We start from the raw sequence: 14,744 nt of genomic DNA, 5'->3' as shown, positions 1-14,744 counted from the left end.
CCTCTAGCCTCCCAGAGTGTCCGCGAGGAGGAAGCCGCAACTGACGGCCGCGAGGCAGAGCACGACCGAGACCGCGAGATTCCCGAGCGCGTGCATCGCCTCGCCGTTGCGCGCCAGCGTCAGCGTTTGCAGGCTGAACGAGGACACCGTGGTGTAGCAGCCAAGAAAGCCGGTGACCGCGAACAGCCATGGATCGGGCGCGGCGAAGACCGAGCCGGGATGGGTCGCCAATGCGCCAAAAATGCCGATCAGGAAGGCGCCGGTGACGTTGACGGTCACGGTGCCCCACGGAAACGTCTCGCCCAGCCGCCGCGCGATCGCGCCGGAGATGAAATAGCGCGCACAGCCGCCCAGCACGCTGCCGATCATAATCGCAAGCACTCCGCTCAGCACGGCGAACAGCCCCCCGTCATCGTTTCTCCTCCGTTGCCAGCCCGTTGCCGACGGCAAATAGTCCCATGAGCGCGACCAGCGCGAAGCCGAGCCCCGCCAGGAACGTGCCGGCCGGACCATAGGCATCCCACAAGGCGCCGGCGATCACGCTTGCGGCCAGCAAGGCAAGGCCGGTGAACAGGTTGAAATAGCCGAACGCGGTGCCGCGCAAGCTCGGTGGCGCTGCGTCGGCGACGAGGGCCGAGAGCAGGCCTTGCGTCAATCCCATATGCAGTCCCCACAGCACGACGCCGAGGGCGAGGCCGCCAAGGTTTGGCAGCAGCGCGAGCGCGAGATCGGCGCCGGCGAGGAAGACGAGGCCGAGCGCGAGCAGGCCGGTGCGGTTGATCCGGTCCGAGAGCGCGCCGGCCGGATAGGCCGACAACGCATAGACGATGTTCATCAGCACCAGCACGGCCGGCACCCACATCGCATTGAGCCCGATATTCTGCGCACGCAGGATCAGGAAGGCCTCGCTGAAACGTGCCAGCGTGAACACGACGCCAACCGCGACCACGCGCCAGTACACGGACCCGAGCTGGCGCATCGCAGCGGTATTCAGCGGATTCCTTGACGGCTCCCGGCCGGGGTCCGGCTCCGGCTCGCTCACCGCGAACGCGATCAGTCCGAACGACAGGAAGCCCGGCAGCACGGCCACCCAGAACACCATCGTAAAATTGTCCGCCGTCCACCACATCAGGCCGATCGCCATCAGCGGCCCGACGAACGCACCGATGGTGTCGAGCGACTGCCGCAGGCCGAAGCTCGCGCCGCGCAGACCGATAGGTGCTATATCGGCGATCAGCGCATCGCGCGGCGCGCCGCGAATGCCCTTGCCGACGCGATCGATGAAGCGCGCGGCAACCAGCCATTCGACGCTGGGGGCAAGCGGGAACAGCGGTTTTGTCAGCGCGGCCAGCCCGTAGCCGAGCGCAGCGAGCAATTTGCGCCGACCGAGCCAGTCGGACAACGCGCCGGAGAAGATCTTCGTGATCGAGGCGGTCGCCTCGGCAATGCCCTCGATGAAGCCGACGGTGAGCGTGGAGGCGCCGAGCACGGTGACGAGATAGACCGGCAGCAGCGCGTGGATCATCTCGGAAGAGACGTCCATCAGCATCGAGACGAAACCGAGCACCCAGATCCCCCTGGGCAGCCCCGCACGCGCAGCATTCGGTGTTGTCGTCATCACGTCCAGGACTTCTCCTCGGCCTCTGCTTGACCTCTCCTCGGCCTTCATCCAGGCAACAAAAAACCCGCCGGCGGCGGGTTTGTCCATGCTCCCGCCGAAGGCAGAGGCCTAGAAATTGCCTCTCCTCAAGCAGGAGTCATCAGCCCACTACGGTCACAGGCCGCCGGGCGGTTGTCGGGGGACTCCATCCCCATCTGTCCGGCCAGCCTAACATGGAAATCGCGCCGGACAAGTGGGCGAGGTGCGCTGTCCAGTGGCCCGTCAGTCCGGGAGCGGACCGCACATGACGGCATGCCGGCGCCAGCGATCGCGCAGTCCAGCGGCGCGAGCGCGGCAACATCGCGGCCGCTTTGCGTACTGCTTCGCAATTCCGCCTGCAAATGCCTAACTGGCAAATGCCTAACCGGAATGTGAAGCGCGAGCGATCTTCGGACTTTGCGGCAAGGCGATTGCATGTCACCATCAGGTCATACGACGGGAGGCTGCGATGCGCTTGCTGTTCTCGATCGGGGCTGTGCTGGTGACCGGCATGTTCGCCGGAGGGGACGTCGCGGGCATCGCGGCACCAGGACCCAAGTTTGAGTCGCCCAGACTGGCGCTACTCAAAAATCAGCCGCAGCGGCAAGCAGCCGACAGAGACGCGCAGACGGTCGATGTCGAACTGATCCTCGCCGTCGACGTCTCCTACTCCATGGACATGGACGAGCTCGCGGTCCAGCGTGAAGGCTATGCGCAGGCGATCCAGTCGAAGGAATTCCTGCAGGCGCTGAAGCTGGGCCCGAACGGCCGGATCGCGGTGACCTATTTCGAGTGGGCCGCTTCGACCGACCAGAAGATCATCATTCCGTGGCGGCTGGTCGACGGACCGGAGACCGCCGATGCCGTCGCCGCCGAAATCCTGAAGACGCCGATCCGGCGTGCCTCGCGCACCTCGATCTCCGGCGCGATCAGTTTCGCGATGCCGCTGTTCGACGAGGATCCCTATCGGGGCTTGCGCCGCGTGATCGACATTTCCGGCGACGGTCCCAACAACAATGGCACTCCGGTCACGATTGCGCGCGACGCAGCGATCGAGAAGGGTATCGTCATCAACGGCCTGCCGATCATGGTCAAGGAACCCTCCTACTCTACTATGGATATCGACAATCTCGATTTCTACTATGAGGATTGCGTCATCGGCGGCCCCGGTTCCTTCGTCATCACGATCAAGGACCGCGATAAGTTCAAGGAAGCCATCCGCACCAAGCTCTTGATGGAGGTTGCGGGCCGTATGCCGGAGCGTCCCGTGATGCGGGTTGCGGAGAAGGACAAGGAGCCGCGTGTGAACTGCATGATCGGCGAGAAGATCTGGTCGGACCGCTGGGGTCGCTGAGCGCGGCCACCGGACGAGACCTTTTGCCCTATTTGCCGGCGATGGAATTTTAACCATGCGTTTACCGTTGCGTGGCCCTAATCGGCTGCTTTCATTTGTTTCCGGATAAGGTTCTGACGTTGCTGTCGGGGCGCGAAAGAAGCGGGCCTGTCAGACACATCCGCCGAGCAACCCAATGGCCATCGTCACCTCGAGCACCAGCCAGATTTCTCCCGCTCTCGAGCGAGTGTATCACCAGAGCTCCCTGCTCGGTGAGTGGAAGGGCAATTGGGCTGGCAACAACCAGCCCGTCAGCTTCAAGGTCGTGAACATCCGCGGGGCCCGGGCGCAAGTCGAGTACACCCATAACGGGCGCACCGAGCGCGGCTTTGGCGAGGTCGCCGGTTCGCTTCTCACCTTCGGCACGGTCACGGTCGGCACCAAGGACGGCAAGAGTCTGGTGCTGTTGTCATCTGCAGGCGCGGGCAAGCAGACCGCGACTCTCGAGAAGCAGGCGCCGCCGGCCTCCGACAGCCGCCTGATGGGAAGCTGGGGCGGCTATTCCAGTGACAATGGCAAGAGCGCGAGCTTCAGGGTGCTCGCTGTCAACGGCAACGAAGCGCAGGTCAGCGTCACCACAGATGGCGTCACCCGTCAGGGCACCGGCACCGTCTACAAGAACGTCATCATGTTCGGCCAGGCGCAGATTGCGACCGACGACGGGCAGAATGGCAAGATCATCTACCAGGTCCGCAACAAGTCCTTCGTGGTGCCCGTGACCAAATATCCGCCGTCGGATACATCGTCCTCGGTGGACAGGACGGCGTAGCAGATCACGGCTGCTGCTCGCTGGACCGCGTCAGCGCCTTCAATTGCCGGTCGATCTGACGCAAGACGTCGCAGGCGGTCGCCAAAGCGCCATTGCCGATCAGTCGCCAGATCTCCGTCGCCTGCTCGTCCAGATGCGGAATTGTCAGCGGTAACCGCGCTGCTTCCATAGCGCACCCTTCTCGTTGATGAGATAGCGCTCGTTCAGTGCGAACACGATCTGCGCAACGCAGGCCAGCGACCGGTAGACGCATCCGGCGATATGGGTCTGCTCGTTACGTGCGGCCGCAAGCTCCGCATTCTCGATGCCGAAGAGGATTTCCCACTGGAAGCGCCGGATCAGGGCATCCCGCAACGGTTGCAGGTAGGGCAGCGCGATCGATTTCAACCGGTTGATCAGGTCTTGCGGATCGCGCAGTGGTTGGCAATAGGCGATCTCGCCCATCCAGATCGCCGAGCAGAAGCCGTGTGGATGGCCGGGCTGGTAGTCCATGGTGATGATGCCGGCCCGACAGGATTCCATGACGACACAGCGTCGGCGTTGCGATAGAGCAGATCGACCCTTTGTCCGCCAACGGACAGCCAGGCACCTCCGATGATCCACGGCCCCCATTCAGCGCCATCGCAAATTCATGGAGAGCGGCTTCGTCGTCCTCCCGTCATGACGGACTCGCGTCGCCTTGTCCGATCGCCAGCTTACGTTGCAGCGCGAGCGAGGGAGGGTGTCGGCGCCGGGCGTGGCTGCAGCATCGGCATGGCATATGCCGCGGCCACGCGCCGGAATCGGAAGATCAGATCCGCGCCTCCAGAATCAGATTGAAGGGCGTTTCAGCGGCGCGGCGGAAGCGCGTCAGTCCGCCCTCTCGCGCGACCTTGCGCAGCCTTGCCTCGCCCGCTTGCGCGCCCAGTGCGAGGCCCACCTCCTGGTCGAGCGAGGCCGGCGTGCAGATCATGGTCGACGCCGCATAATAGACCCGCCCGACCGGGTTGAGATTGTCCTCGAGGCGGTCGCCTGCGAACGGCTCGACCAGCATGCAGGTGCCGTCCTTTGCCATGGTCTCGCGCACGTGGCCGATGGCGCCGACGGGATCGCCCATGTCATGCAGGCAATCGAAGAAGCAGACGAGATCATAGCCCTCGGCCGGATAGGTCTTGGCGGAATGAACAGCGAAGCTGACCCGGTCGCCCAATCCGGCTTCGGTGGCCGCCTTTCGCGCGGCCTCGATCGAACCCTCGTGATAGTCGAAGCCGTAGAAGCGGGAGTTCGGGAAGGCTTCCGCCATCAGCCGTGTCGAGACGCCGTGCCCGCAGCCGACATCGGCGACCTTGGCGCCGCGCTTCAGCTTGTCCACGACGCCGTCGAGCGCGGGCAACCATTCCTGCACCAGATGATGCATGTACCCGGTCCGGAAGAAGCGGGCGGTGCCGCAGAACAGGCACTCGCTGCGCCGGTTCCAGCCGACGCCCTTGCCGGATTTGAATGCGTCCGAGATCTTCGGCTCGTCGAGAAACGCCGAGGCAATGACATTGCCGAACGCGCCGAGGAACACCGGACTGTCCTCATCGGCAAGCGCCATCGCCTGCTCCGGTAGCATCGAGAATTTTGCCGAAGCGGAATCGTATTCGATGTAGCCGGACGCCGCCTGACTCGCGAGCCATTCGCGGACGTAGCGCTCCGCCGTCCCGGTGGCGCTTGCGAGCTCGGACGAGTTCATCGGTCCCTTGGCGGCAAGGGTACGGTAGAGACCGAGCTTGTCCCCGAGCAGGACCAGCGACGCATTCATCGCCGCCCCGAATTCGGTGACCATCTTGCCCATAAAGGCATTCAACTTGTCGGAATTGACCTCCATGACAGCCTCCGTGCTGACGCGCCCCCTTAGGTGGGTCAATCTGGCATGGGGGAAGTTCAAATTGGCAGAAAAACGTGATCCCGGAACTCAGGGAAGAATGGTGTCGCTATGCTGGCATTCATGATGTCTGGTGGGTATAATTCGCAAGCTTTTCGACGGTTATTTGAATGTTCAGGCTTACACCCTCTTGCGGTCTCGCGGTTTTTCTTGCCCTGCTCTGCCTCGGCGAAGCGCCGGCTCATGCGCAAGCCGCACCCCTGCAATATTGGATCCCCGGCGGACCTTTTGGATTCGGCGGTGTTGCCGGCCAGAGCGCCGATAGCTACGGCATTTTCCCGAGCTTCAATGGCGGCGACGCAAGCGGCCGCAGCAATTCGAACGGCTTCTTTGTCGGCAGCCAGCATGGCAATCTCAATTGGAGCGGCCTCAGCCCGGCCGGACTGAGCGGCAATTTCAGCGCGCTCTCCTACGACAGCACGCAGTTCGGCTACAACACCAAGACCGCGGGCGGCATGCCCGTCACGTTCTTTGCCGGGTTCGACACCCTGAAATACGGCGGCGGCATTGGCAGCTCGCTTGCGCCGCTCACCTCCAGCGCCTCGCCCGGCTACGGCGCATTTGCGGGTGTCGAGTTCAAGCCGACCTCCAACCTCAGCCTGTCGTTTGGGGCCGGGTTCACCCAGCAGGACTCGGGCCGCATGGACAGCGATCTCAGATCGAACATGCTGCCCGGCGAGTCGCCGGCGTTGAGTGGCCTTCGACGCTAACTAGCGCGTGAACTTCGCAACGAGCTCGACATGCGGCGTGTGGCGGAACTGATCCACCGGCACGACTACGTCGATCTTGTACCCGCCATCGATCAGCAGCCGCGCGTCGCGGGCAAAGGTCGCGACGTTGCAGGAGACCGCGACCACCACAGGCACCTTGCTCGCGGCGAGCTTCAAGGCCTGCGCCTGCGCGCCCTGGCGCGGCGGGTCGAACACGATGGCGTCGAAATCGCGCAGCTCCGGTGCCACCAGGGGACGGCGAAACAGATCGCGCGGCTCGGCCTTGATCGGCTTGAGACCCGGCGTGCGCGCGGCCTTTGCGAGCGCCGTAATGGCGCCGGCGTCGTTGTCATGGGCAGTGACGCGGGCCTTCTCGGCGAGTCGCAACGCGAACGGACCAACGCCGCAGAAGAGATCGAGAACGTTCTTCGCCTTGCCGATGCGCTCGGCGACCAGCGACGCGAGCGTCTCTTCGCCGGCGACGGTCGCCTGCAGGAATGAGCCCGGCGGCAGCGTCACCTCGGCGCGGCCCATCTGCAGGGTCGGTGGCAGGCGTTGCAGCACCAGTTCGCCGTGCCGTGTCAGCCGCGCCAGGCGGTGCTGCTCGGCGACGCGCGACAGCGCCGTCACGAGCGACGTGGGCAGCGGGCCGGAGCCGCGCACGTCGACATCGAGACCGTTGGCGGTCGCGGTGACCTGGATGTCCAGCGGTTTCGTCACCGGCATTTTGGACGTCAGCAGCTCGGCGAGCGCCCAACCGGCATCGAGTGCACCCTCGAGCCCGGGATCGAGGATCGGGCAGCGATCAATCGGGATGACGTCGTGCGCGCTGGCAGCCGAAAAGCCGACCTTGAGGATGTCATGGGTGCCGAACCGGCCGTGCAGCGTGATGCGCCTGCGCCCCGCGCCGTGAGCGTCGACCAGCGGCGTCACCTCGCAGTCGATGCCGGCCTGGGCCAGGGTCTCGACCACGATGCCGCGCTTCCAGGCGTGATACGGTTCAGTCGCCCAGTGCTGGATCGCGCAGCCGCCGCAGACGCCGAAATGCGGACAGAACGGCGCGACGCGCTCGGGACTGGCGACGTCCACTACCAGCAGCTTGCGGCGGTCGGGATGATTACCGACGACATGATCGACTTCGACGGTCTCGCCGCCGAGCGTGTAGGGCACATAGATGGCATCGCCAGCGTCGAGCGAGACGCCGTCGCCGCGATGGCCGACGTGATCGATCGTCACGCGCTCAACCACGGCGCGCGCCCAGGAAGAATTCGATGTTGCCGTCGCCGCCGGTGATCGTCGACGGGAACACCTCGATATCGGTGCAGCCGAGCGAGGCAGCAAAGGCGGCGATGTCGTCGCAGATCTCGCGGTGCACGGCGGCGTCGCGGACGATGCCCTTCTTGTTGTGCTTCCGGTCCGCCTCGAATTGCGGCTTGATCAGCGCCAGCAGGCTCATCGGCGCGGCGGCCAGCGACAGCGCGATGGGCAGCACCGTCTTGAGCGAGATGAAGCTGACGTCGATCACGACGACATCGGGCCGCGCCGGCAGGCGCTTGCCGTCATAGGCGCGGATGTCGGTCTCTTCCATCGACACGATCTTGGCGTGACCGCGCAGCGAGGGATGCAACTGGCTGGTGCCGACATCGAGGGCAAAGACGAGGCTCGCGCCATTCGCCAGCAGTACCTCGGTGAATCCGCCGGTGGAGGCGCCGACGTCGAGGCAGACATGGTCCTCGATCTCGATCGGGTAGCGCTCCAGCGCGCCGGCGAGCTTGACGCCGCCGCGGGAGACGTAGGGGTGCGCGGGCTCGGCCTGGATCACGGCGTCCTCGGCGATGGTCTCCGACGGCTTTGCGACCTGCTTGTCGTCGGCGGTGACGAGCCCGGCCTCGATCGCCGCGCGCGCCCGCGCCCGGCTCTCGAACAGGCCGCGCTCGACCAGCAGAACATCCGCGCGCTTGCGGGCAGGGGACATCATCTCTCCGAAGACGCCTGAGGCGCTTATGTAGCGATCAATCGCGCGGCCGCCATCCGGACGCAAGCCTCGAACGCGGCCAGATCGTGCCAGACGTCGATCGGCATCTGCGCCGGCGTCACCAGCGGGCAGCCATGCAGCTCCAGCGCGTGGATCATCATGAGATTGTCGACGAGGCCAAAATCCTCGACCGTCAGCCCCTGCGCGTCGACCAGCCGTCCGTCTTCGGACGTCACGTCCATGAAGCGACTGACACGGTCGGCATAGGCGGCACCGTCATTGGAATAGGCGAGGCAGAACTTGCGGCGGCCGGCCATGTAGCCGAGCTCGTAGACGGTGCCGGGATCGGCGCCGGCGCCGCGGAACGGCGTGAGGTTGGCGATGATCGCATCGGCCGCGTCCATCATCGCCTCGTTGCCGCAAAAGATCTGCCGCGAGGCGTCGGGCGCGGCGAGGTCGATTTCGTTGTCGAGGGGATAGAGGCCGGTGACGCCGTGCGCGGCACAGACCGCGACTTTGTGCCGGCCGATCTCGACCGCATCTGGCAGGAACACGTCGGGGCCTGCCAGATAGATTTTCATCACAGCTGCTTCGCGGAAGGTCGAAGCTCGCTATCAGGCGAGCTTGACCGTCTCGGCCTTGACGTCCTTGCCGAGCGCCTCGAACACCTTGGCGACGATGCCCTTGGCGTCGAGACCGGCACGACCGTACATCGCCGCCGGGGTGTCGTGGTCCTGGAACACGTCGGGCAGCACCATGGTGCGGAACCGCACCAGGCCGCTGTCGAGCGCGCCCTGATCGGTCAGATATTGCGCGACATGCGAGCCGAAACCGCCGACCGAGCCTTCCTCGATCGTGATCAGGATCTCGTGGTCGCGCGCGAGCTTGAGCACGAGCTCGGTGTCCAGCGGTTTCATGAAGCGCGCATCAGCGATCGTGGTCGAAAGGCCGTGGGCTGCAAGCTCGTCGGCGGCCTTCTCGCATTCGGCGAGGCGCGTGCCGAAGGAGAGCAGGGCGATCTTGCTGCCCTGGCGGACGATGCGGCCCTTGCCGATCTCGAGCGGAATGCCGACTTCGGGCATCTCGATGCCTCGGCCTTCGCCGCGCGGATAGCGCAGCGAGCTCGGACGATCATTGATCGCGACCTGGGTTGCAACCATGTGCACCAGCTCGGCTTCATCGGACGCGGCCATGATCACCATGTTCGGCAGACAACCGAGATAGGCGTTGTCGAACGAACCGGCATGGGTGGCGCCGTCGGCGCCGACGAGGCCGGCGCGGTCGATGGCGAAGCGAACCGGCAGGCTCTGGATCGCGACGTCATGCACGATCTGGTCGTAGCCGCGCTGCAGGAACGTCGAGTAGATCGCGCAGAACGGCTTGTAGCCCTCGGTGGCGAGACCGGCGGCGAACGTCACTGCGTGCTGCTCGGCGATGCCGACGTCGAAGGTGCGGTCCGGGAACGCCTTGTTGAAGATGTCGACGCCGGTGCCGGAAGGCATGGCCGCGGTGATGGCGACGATCTTGTCGTCCTTCTCCGCTTCCTTGACGAGGCTCTGGCCGAATACGTTCTGATAGGCCGGCGCGTTCGGCTTGGACTTGGCCTGGGTGCCGGTCGCGACGTCGAACTTGACGACCGCGTGGTACTTGTCGGCGGAGGCTTCCGCCGGGCCGTAGCCCTTGCCCTTCTGCGTCACGACGTGGAGCAGGATCGGGCCGGTCTCCATGTCGCGCACGTTCTTCAGCACCGGCAGGAGATGGTCGAGGTTGTGGCCGTCGATCGGGCCCACGTAATAGAAGCCGAGCTCCTCGAACAGCGTGCCGCCATCCATCATGAAGCCGCGGGAATATTCCTCGACGCGGTTGGCTCGGTTGGCGAGGATCTTGGGCAGGCGCTGGTTGATCTGCTTGGCCACATCGCGCAGCGTGCGATAGGTCTTGCCCGAGTAGAGCCGCGACAGATAGGCGCTCATCGCGCCGACCGGCGGCGCGATCGACATGTCGTTGTCGTTGAGGATGACGATCAGGCGCGAGTTCATCGCCCCCGCATTGTTCATGGCCTCATAGGCCATGCCCGCCGACATCGCGCCGTCACCGATGACGGCGATAACGTTGTTCTTGCCGCCGGAGAGGTCGCGCGCGACCGCCATGCCGAGGCCGGCGGAGATCGAGGTCGAGGAATGCGCGGCGCCGAACGGATCGTAATCGCTCTCGCTGCGCTTGGTGAAGCCGGACAGGCCGCCGCCGGTGCGCAGCGTGCGGATGCGATCGCGCCGGCCGGTGAGGATCTTGTGCGGATAGGCCTGGTGGCCGACGTCCCAGATCAGCCGGTCGCGCGGGGTGTCGAAGACGTAATGGATTGCAGTGGTGAGCTCGACCACACCAAGGCCTGCGCCGAAGTGACCGCCGGTCACCGAGACGGCATCGATGGTCTCCTGACGCAGCTCGTCGGCGACCTGGCGAACCTGCTCGACCTTGAGTTTGCGCAGGTCGTCCGGCGTCCGGATGGTGTCGAGAAGCGGCGTTTTACTATATGCGTTCACGGCGATTTCCAATTTGTCAGCGCCGGAAGATCGTTCCGGCGCGCGATGGGTTTGCTCAATATCGGCGCAGCGCGAGTCCTTAAACCGTCGGAGCCACCTGCATGGGGCAAAGCCCCGTCTTCAAGCTTAGGTGAGCTTAAGTGCTCTCCGGTTCAGTCTCTGTGATCCCTGTCACTTAGATCGGCTTCGTCCATCCCAGCCAATTCATCAGCAGTTTGAAGCGCTTGTCGTCGGTAATCAGTGCCCACGCAAGGCTTACAAAAAGCCACACTCCGCGCAGCTTTACACCAAAGCTTGGGCCAAAGCCAACCCGCTGGGCCCGATTACGGGCATGCACCTGCAACCCGCGGGCCAGAGTGGTTAATCCTGGCGCCATCGGAAGGGTTCCAAGCTAGCCCGGTTCCTCGGCAAGGTTTTTCGCGTGGGGAAGCTATTTTTAGGCCGGATTCAGGAGGACGAGGGGCGCTCTGAGGGAGGTTCCATAATCTCCGGAGCGCCGGTTCCCTGGAATCAAGCAGCAGCAACGCCGACGGCGGCGTGCGATCATGAAAAATTGCCGGTGCGCGCTGCGTGAGATAGGCGGCTTTGAAGGCGGCCCTTACTGGACGTCGAGCGGCGCGGTGCCGGTCGCCTGGCCGCTGGCATCGGTGGTGATCTTGTCGACGCGCGCCTCGGCCTGGCGCAGCAACTCCTCGCAGCGGCGCTTCAGGGCCTCGCCGCGCTCGTAGATCGTCACGGATTCCTCGAGCGGCACCTTGCCGTCCTCGAGCCGTTTCACGATCGTTTCGAGCTCCTCGATGGCGCGTTCGAAGGTCAGCCTGGAGATGTCGATTTGGGTATTTTCGGCCATATAAGTTTCCGATTGCCCGATTCGCTTCACGTCGGAGAAAGCAAAGTTTTGCGGGCGCAATGTGGCGGGTGTGTCAGGCGCCCATCAGGGCGCCGACATGCGCCGTAACAGATTCTTTCAGTCCTTGCAGGTCGTAGCCGCCCTCGAGCACAGAAACAACGCGCCCTCCGGCGGTCTTGTCAGCGAGGTCCATCAACTTACGCGTCACCCAGGCATAATCCTCCGCGCGCAAATTCAGCGACGCCAGCGGATCGCGATAATGCGCGTCGAAGCCGGCAGAGATGACGAGCAGCTCCGGGCTGAATTTTTCGAGCTGCGGCAGGATCAGATTCTCGAACGCGATGCGGAATTCCGGCCCGCCGTCCTCGGAGGCGAGCGGTGCGTTGACGATGGTGTCGTGGTCGCCGCGCTCGCTCTTGGCACCGGTGCCCGGAAACAGCGGCATCTGGTGCGTCGAGCAGTACATCACGGTCGGGTCCGACCAGAAAATATCCTGCGTGCCGTTGCCGTGATGCACGTCGAAATCGACGATGGCCGCGCGCTTGATGCCGTATTTACGCTGCGCGTGGCGCGCGGCGATGGCGACGTTGTCGAAGAAGCAGAAACCCATCGGCTTGCCGATCTCGGCGTGGTGGCCGGGCGGGCGCACCGCGACGAAGGCGTTGCGATGCTCGCCCGCCATCACCGCTTCGGTCGCCGCGACCGCGCCGCCGACGCCGCGCATCACCGCTTCCCACGTGCCAGGCGACATCGAGGTGTCGCCATCGATATAGACCTGTCCGCTGGTCGGCGCGATGTGGCGCAGCTCCGTGACGTAGTGCTCGTTGTGGCAGAGCGTGACGAGGTCGAGATCGCCCTCCGGCGCCTGGTCGCGCACCAGGAACTGGAAGCGCTCATGCGACAGCGCTTCCTCCACCGCGCGCAGGCGGTCCGGCCTTTCAGGGTGTCCCGGCGGCGTGACGTGGTCGAGGCAGGCCTTGTGGGAGAGGAGAAGCGTACTCATCAGTCGGCCTCATGGGATGCGGGCTCTCGACGTCGCTTGGCGCATCCGGCGCCAAAACGCAAATGCAAAACCCAATCTATGCGTTCCCCCGGGAATGGCAAAGGGTGTCCCGGAGCGGCCTGTTTGATCCGGATCAATTCACGCGCAGGATGCGGCTCAGCGGCAGCGGTCCGATCGGTCCGTGCGCCCGGAAGAACGCGAACAGCGCGTCAGCGTCGTAGCCGCCATATTGCGGCCCCGTGCCTTGTTTGGCGACCGTAAACCCGTCGCCCCCGACTGCGAGGTAATCGTTGAGGGTGACGCGGTAGCCGCTTCCGGCTTCGATCAGCCTGCCATTGAGCGTCATCTTCTCGTTGATCACGCGCTCGCCGTATGGCTTCGCCGCATCCCAGGCGTAACTGAACCCGTTCGAGACCTGGAGAATCCGCGGCCGCTTCGGATCGAGCCATTGCTGCTCCAGCATGTCCTTGAGCTGGCTGCCCGTGAGCGTCATGGTGACGAGCCGGTTGCGGAACGGCTGGCTGGCGAAAACGTCGCCGAAGGTGATCGCGCCGTTCTCCTTTGGCACGATGTCGGTGCGGATGCCGCCGGGATTGGTGAGCGCGATGACGGCGCTGCCGTCCTTGGCGTCCCTGGTCGCGGCCAGCTGCGCGTCCGCAATGACGTCACCGAGCGGGCTTTCGCCGGCCTCGTTCGGCACGCGTGACAGCGTCTGCGTCACCGATCCAGCCGGGCGATTGGCGATCGGCGCCGAAAGCCTGTCGTAAGCGTCGATCAATGCGGTCTGCTCGGGATCCCTAGGCAGCGAGGCATTGGCGACGAGGACGTTCTCGGCCCTAGCGCTGACGATGTCGCGCGTTGCCGGATCGAGCTTGAGGTCGATCGCGGTGACCAGAGTACCGTATTTGTCGCCGCTGGTGACGAGCCGCCCGTCAATATCGCAGACATAAGCACGATGGGTGTGGCCACTGACGACGAGGTCGACGGCGCGATCGATTTTTTTCACGATGTCGACGATCGGCCCCGTGATAGCAGGGCATTCATTGTAGTCGCCGGCCGGCTCGCCGCCCTGGTGGATCAGCACTACGATCGCCTCGACCCCACCCGCTTTCAGCTGCGGCACCAGCGCGTTCACCGTTTCGGCTTCGTCGCGGAATTCGAGGCCGGTGATGCCCGATGGCGAGACGATGCCCGCGGTGTCCTTCAAGGTCAGCCCGATGAAGGCGATGGGGATGCCTTCGAATTCCCTGATCTCGTAAGGCGGCAGCACGCTCTTGCCCGTCGCCGTCTCGATGGTGGACGCCGCTAGATAGCGGAATCTGGCGCCCGTAAAGGAATGCGGCCCCTGACAGCCGTCGACGGGATGACAGCCCCCGTTCTGCATCCGCAGGAGCTCGGTCTTGCCTTCGTCGAATTCGTGATTGCCGACCGAGCTGATCGCGAGCCCCATCATCGAGAGCGACTCGATCGAAGGTTCGTCGTGGAACATCGCCGACAGGAACGGGCTCGCGCCGATCAGGTCGCCGGCGGCGACGAAGATCGTGTTCTTGTGGCCCTCGCGCAGCTGCTTCACCAGCGTCGCCATGTATTCGGCACCGCCGGCCGCCACCATCACCTTCCTGGCCTTGTCCTCGGGATCGCTGATCCGGATGCCGCCCGGCGGCGGGCGCAGATTGCCGTGGAAATCGTTGATCGCCAGGATGCGCAGCTCGACGGGTGCGGCGGTTTGGGCGGACGCGGGCAGGGCGGCGAGCGCGAGCGAGAAGACGGTCAGCCGGAGAACATGTTGCATGAAACCAGACTAGTCGTTCCGCACGAAGATTTCACGAAGCTTTCTTCCTTCTCCCCGTCTCGAGAAGGTGTCGCGAAGCGCCGGATGAGGGGGGGTCTCCGCAAATTCAAATGTGAGTTCGACTCGCGGATAGAACCCGTCACCCGTCTCGCCGCTTTGCGGCG

The 14,744-nt window shown here is 64.6% G+C and carries 16 protein-coding genes and 1 riboswitch; of the genes, 3 read left to right on the top strand and 13 right to left on the bottom strand.

Annotated features, from left to right (window positions below; translation table 11 throughout):
• Positions 1 to 3: 3 nt before the first annotated feature.
• Both crcB and IVA93_RS27310 read right to left on the bottom strand, forming a co-directional pair.
• Entirely contained in the window at positions 4 to 402 is a 399-nt protein-coding gene (gene crcB, locus IVA93_RS27315; RefSeq protein WP_162847276.1) for a fluoride efflux transporter CrcB, read from the bottom strand.
• A 7-nt stretch (positions 403 to 409) separates the two neighbouring features.
• Positions 410 to 1,618 carry an MFS transporter gene (locus IVA93_RS27310; RefSeq protein WP_051112995.1) on the bottom strand — a complete coding sequence of 403 codons (1,209 nt, stop codon included), beginning with the start codon at positions 1,616 to 1,618 and terminating at the stop codon, positions 410 to 412.
• Positions 1,619 to 1,744: 126 nt separating this feature from the next.
• Positions 1,745 to 1,822: riboswitch (Fluoride riboswitch) on the bottom strand.
• 286 nt (positions 1,823 to 2,108) lie between these two features.
• Here IVA93_RS27310 and IVA93_RS27305 point away from each other — a divergent pair.
• Complete coding sequence (locus IVA93_RS27305) at positions 2,109 to 2,993, top strand: DUF1194 domain-containing protein (protein WP_018456251.1); 885 nt, start codon at positions 2,109 to 2,111, stop codon at positions 2,991 to 2,993.
• Between the two features lie 175 nt (positions 2,994 to 3,168).
• Positions 3,169 to 3,801, top strand: a complete 633-nt coding sequence (locus IVA93_RS27300; RefSeq protein ID WP_018456252.1) for a hypothetical protein — start codon at positions 3,169 to 3,171, stop codon at positions 3,799 to 3,801.
• Between the two features lie 4 nt (positions 3,802 to 3,805).
• Here IVA93_RS27300 and IVA93_RS27295 read toward each other — a convergent pair whose 3' ends face one another.
• From IVA93_RS27295 to IVA93_RS27285, 3 genes are all read right to left on the bottom strand, one after another.
• Positions 3,806 to 3,970, bottom strand: a complete 165-nt coding sequence (locus tag IVA93_RS27295) for a hypothetical protein (RefSeq protein WP_018456253.1) — start codon at positions 3,968 to 3,970, stop codon at positions 3,806 to 3,808.
• Positions 3,946 to 4,323: a hypothetical protein gene (locus IVA93_RS27290; protein ID WP_018456254.1), complete on the bottom strand. Its 378-nt coding sequence runs from the start codon at positions 4,321 to 4,323 to the stop codon at positions 3,946 to 3,948. Before IVA93_RS27290 ends, IVA93_RS27295 begins: the two co-directional genes overlap by 25 nt.
• Before the next feature lie 268 nt (positions 4,324 to 4,591).
• A complete protein-coding gene (locus IVA93_RS27285) occupies positions 4,592 to 5,650 on the bottom strand; it encodes a class I SAM-dependent methyltransferase (RefSeq protein ID WP_018456255.1) in 1,059 nt (352 codons plus the stop codon).
• A 167-nt stretch (positions 5,651 to 5,817) separates the two neighbouring features.
• Here IVA93_RS27285 and IVA93_RS27280 point away from each other — a divergent pair, with 167 nt between their 5' ends.
• Positions 5,818 to 6,417 (top strand): hypothetical protein, encoded by a 600-nt coding sequence (locus IVA93_RS27280; RefSeq protein WP_018456256.1) that lies wholly within the window; start codon positions 5,818 to 5,820, stop codon positions 6,415 to 6,417.
• On the opposite strand, the gene IVA93_RS27275 is transcribed toward IVA93_RS27280, so the two are convergent.
• The 8 genes from IVA93_RS27275 to IVA93_RS27240 all read right to left on the bottom strand — a co-directional run bounded on the left by IVA93_RS27275 (position 6,418) and on the right by IVA93_RS27240 (position 14,580).
• Positions 6,418 to 7,665 (bottom strand): class I SAM-dependent RNA methyltransferase, encoded by a 1,248-nt coding sequence (locus IVA93_RS27275; protein WP_018456257.1) that lies wholly within the window; start codon positions 7,663 to 7,665, stop codon positions 6,418 to 6,420.
• Positions 7,658 to 8,392, bottom strand: coding sequence for a TlyA family RNA methyltransferase (locus tag IVA93_RS27270; RefSeq protein WP_026233121.1), 735 nt, complete (start codon positions 8,390 to 8,392; stop codon positions 7,658 to 7,660). Before IVA93_RS27270 ends, IVA93_RS27275 begins: the two co-directional genes overlap by 8 nt.
• Before the next feature lie 26 nt (positions 8,393 to 8,418).
• The gene (locus IVA93_RS27265; protein ID WP_018456259.1) at positions 8,419 to 8,973 is read right to left on the bottom strand and encodes a nucleoside 2-deoxyribosyltransferase; all 555 of its coding nucleotides are present in this window, start codon (positions 8,971 to 8,973) and stop codon (positions 8,419 to 8,421) included.
• A gap of 33 nt (positions 8,974 to 9,006) precedes the next feature.
• Positions 9,007 to 10,935: a 1-deoxy-D-xylulose-5-phosphate synthase gene (gene dxs / locus IVA93_RS27260; RefSeq protein ID WP_026233122.1), complete on the bottom strand. Its 1,929-nt coding sequence runs from the start codon at positions 10,933 to 10,935 to the stop codon at positions 9,007 to 9,009.
• A gap of 175 nt (positions 10,936 to 11,110) precedes the next feature.
• Positions 11,111 to 11,311, bottom strand: coding sequence for a hypothetical protein (locus tag IVA93_RS27255; protein WP_085361378.1), 201 nt, complete (start codon positions 11,309 to 11,311; stop codon positions 11,111 to 11,113).
• 222 nt (positions 11,312 to 11,533) lie between these two features.
• The gene (locus IVA93_RS27250) at positions 11,534 to 11,785 is read right to left on the bottom strand and encodes an exodeoxyribonuclease VII small subunit (protein WP_007594646.1); all 252 of its coding nucleotides are present in this window, start codon (positions 11,783 to 11,785) and stop codon (positions 11,534 to 11,536) included.
• Positions 11,786 to 11,858: 73 nt separating this feature from the next.
• Positions 11,859 to 12,788, bottom strand: coding sequence for a histone deacetylase family protein (locus IVA93_RS27245; RefSeq protein ID WP_018456262.1), 930 nt, complete (start codon positions 12,786 to 12,788; stop codon positions 11,859 to 11,861).
• A 133-nt stretch (positions 12,789 to 12,921) separates the two neighbouring features.
• On the bottom strand, positions 12,922 to 14,580 hold the full coding sequence (locus IVA93_RS27240; protein ID WP_018456263.1) for a bifunctional metallophosphatase/5'-nucleotidase: 1,659 nt from the start codon (positions 14,578 to 14,580) through the stop codon (positions 12,922 to 12,924).
• Positions 14,581 to 14,744 lie beyond the last annotated feature (164 nt).

The organism is Bradyrhizobium sp. 155, assembly GCF_023101105.1.
GTDB classification, from domain to species: domain Bacteria; phylum Pseudomonadota; class Alphaproteobacteria; order Rhizobiales; family Xanthobacteraceae; genus Bradyrhizobium; species Bradyrhizobium canariense_D.
This window is presented reverse-complemented; position numbering and strand designations above follow the sequence as displayed.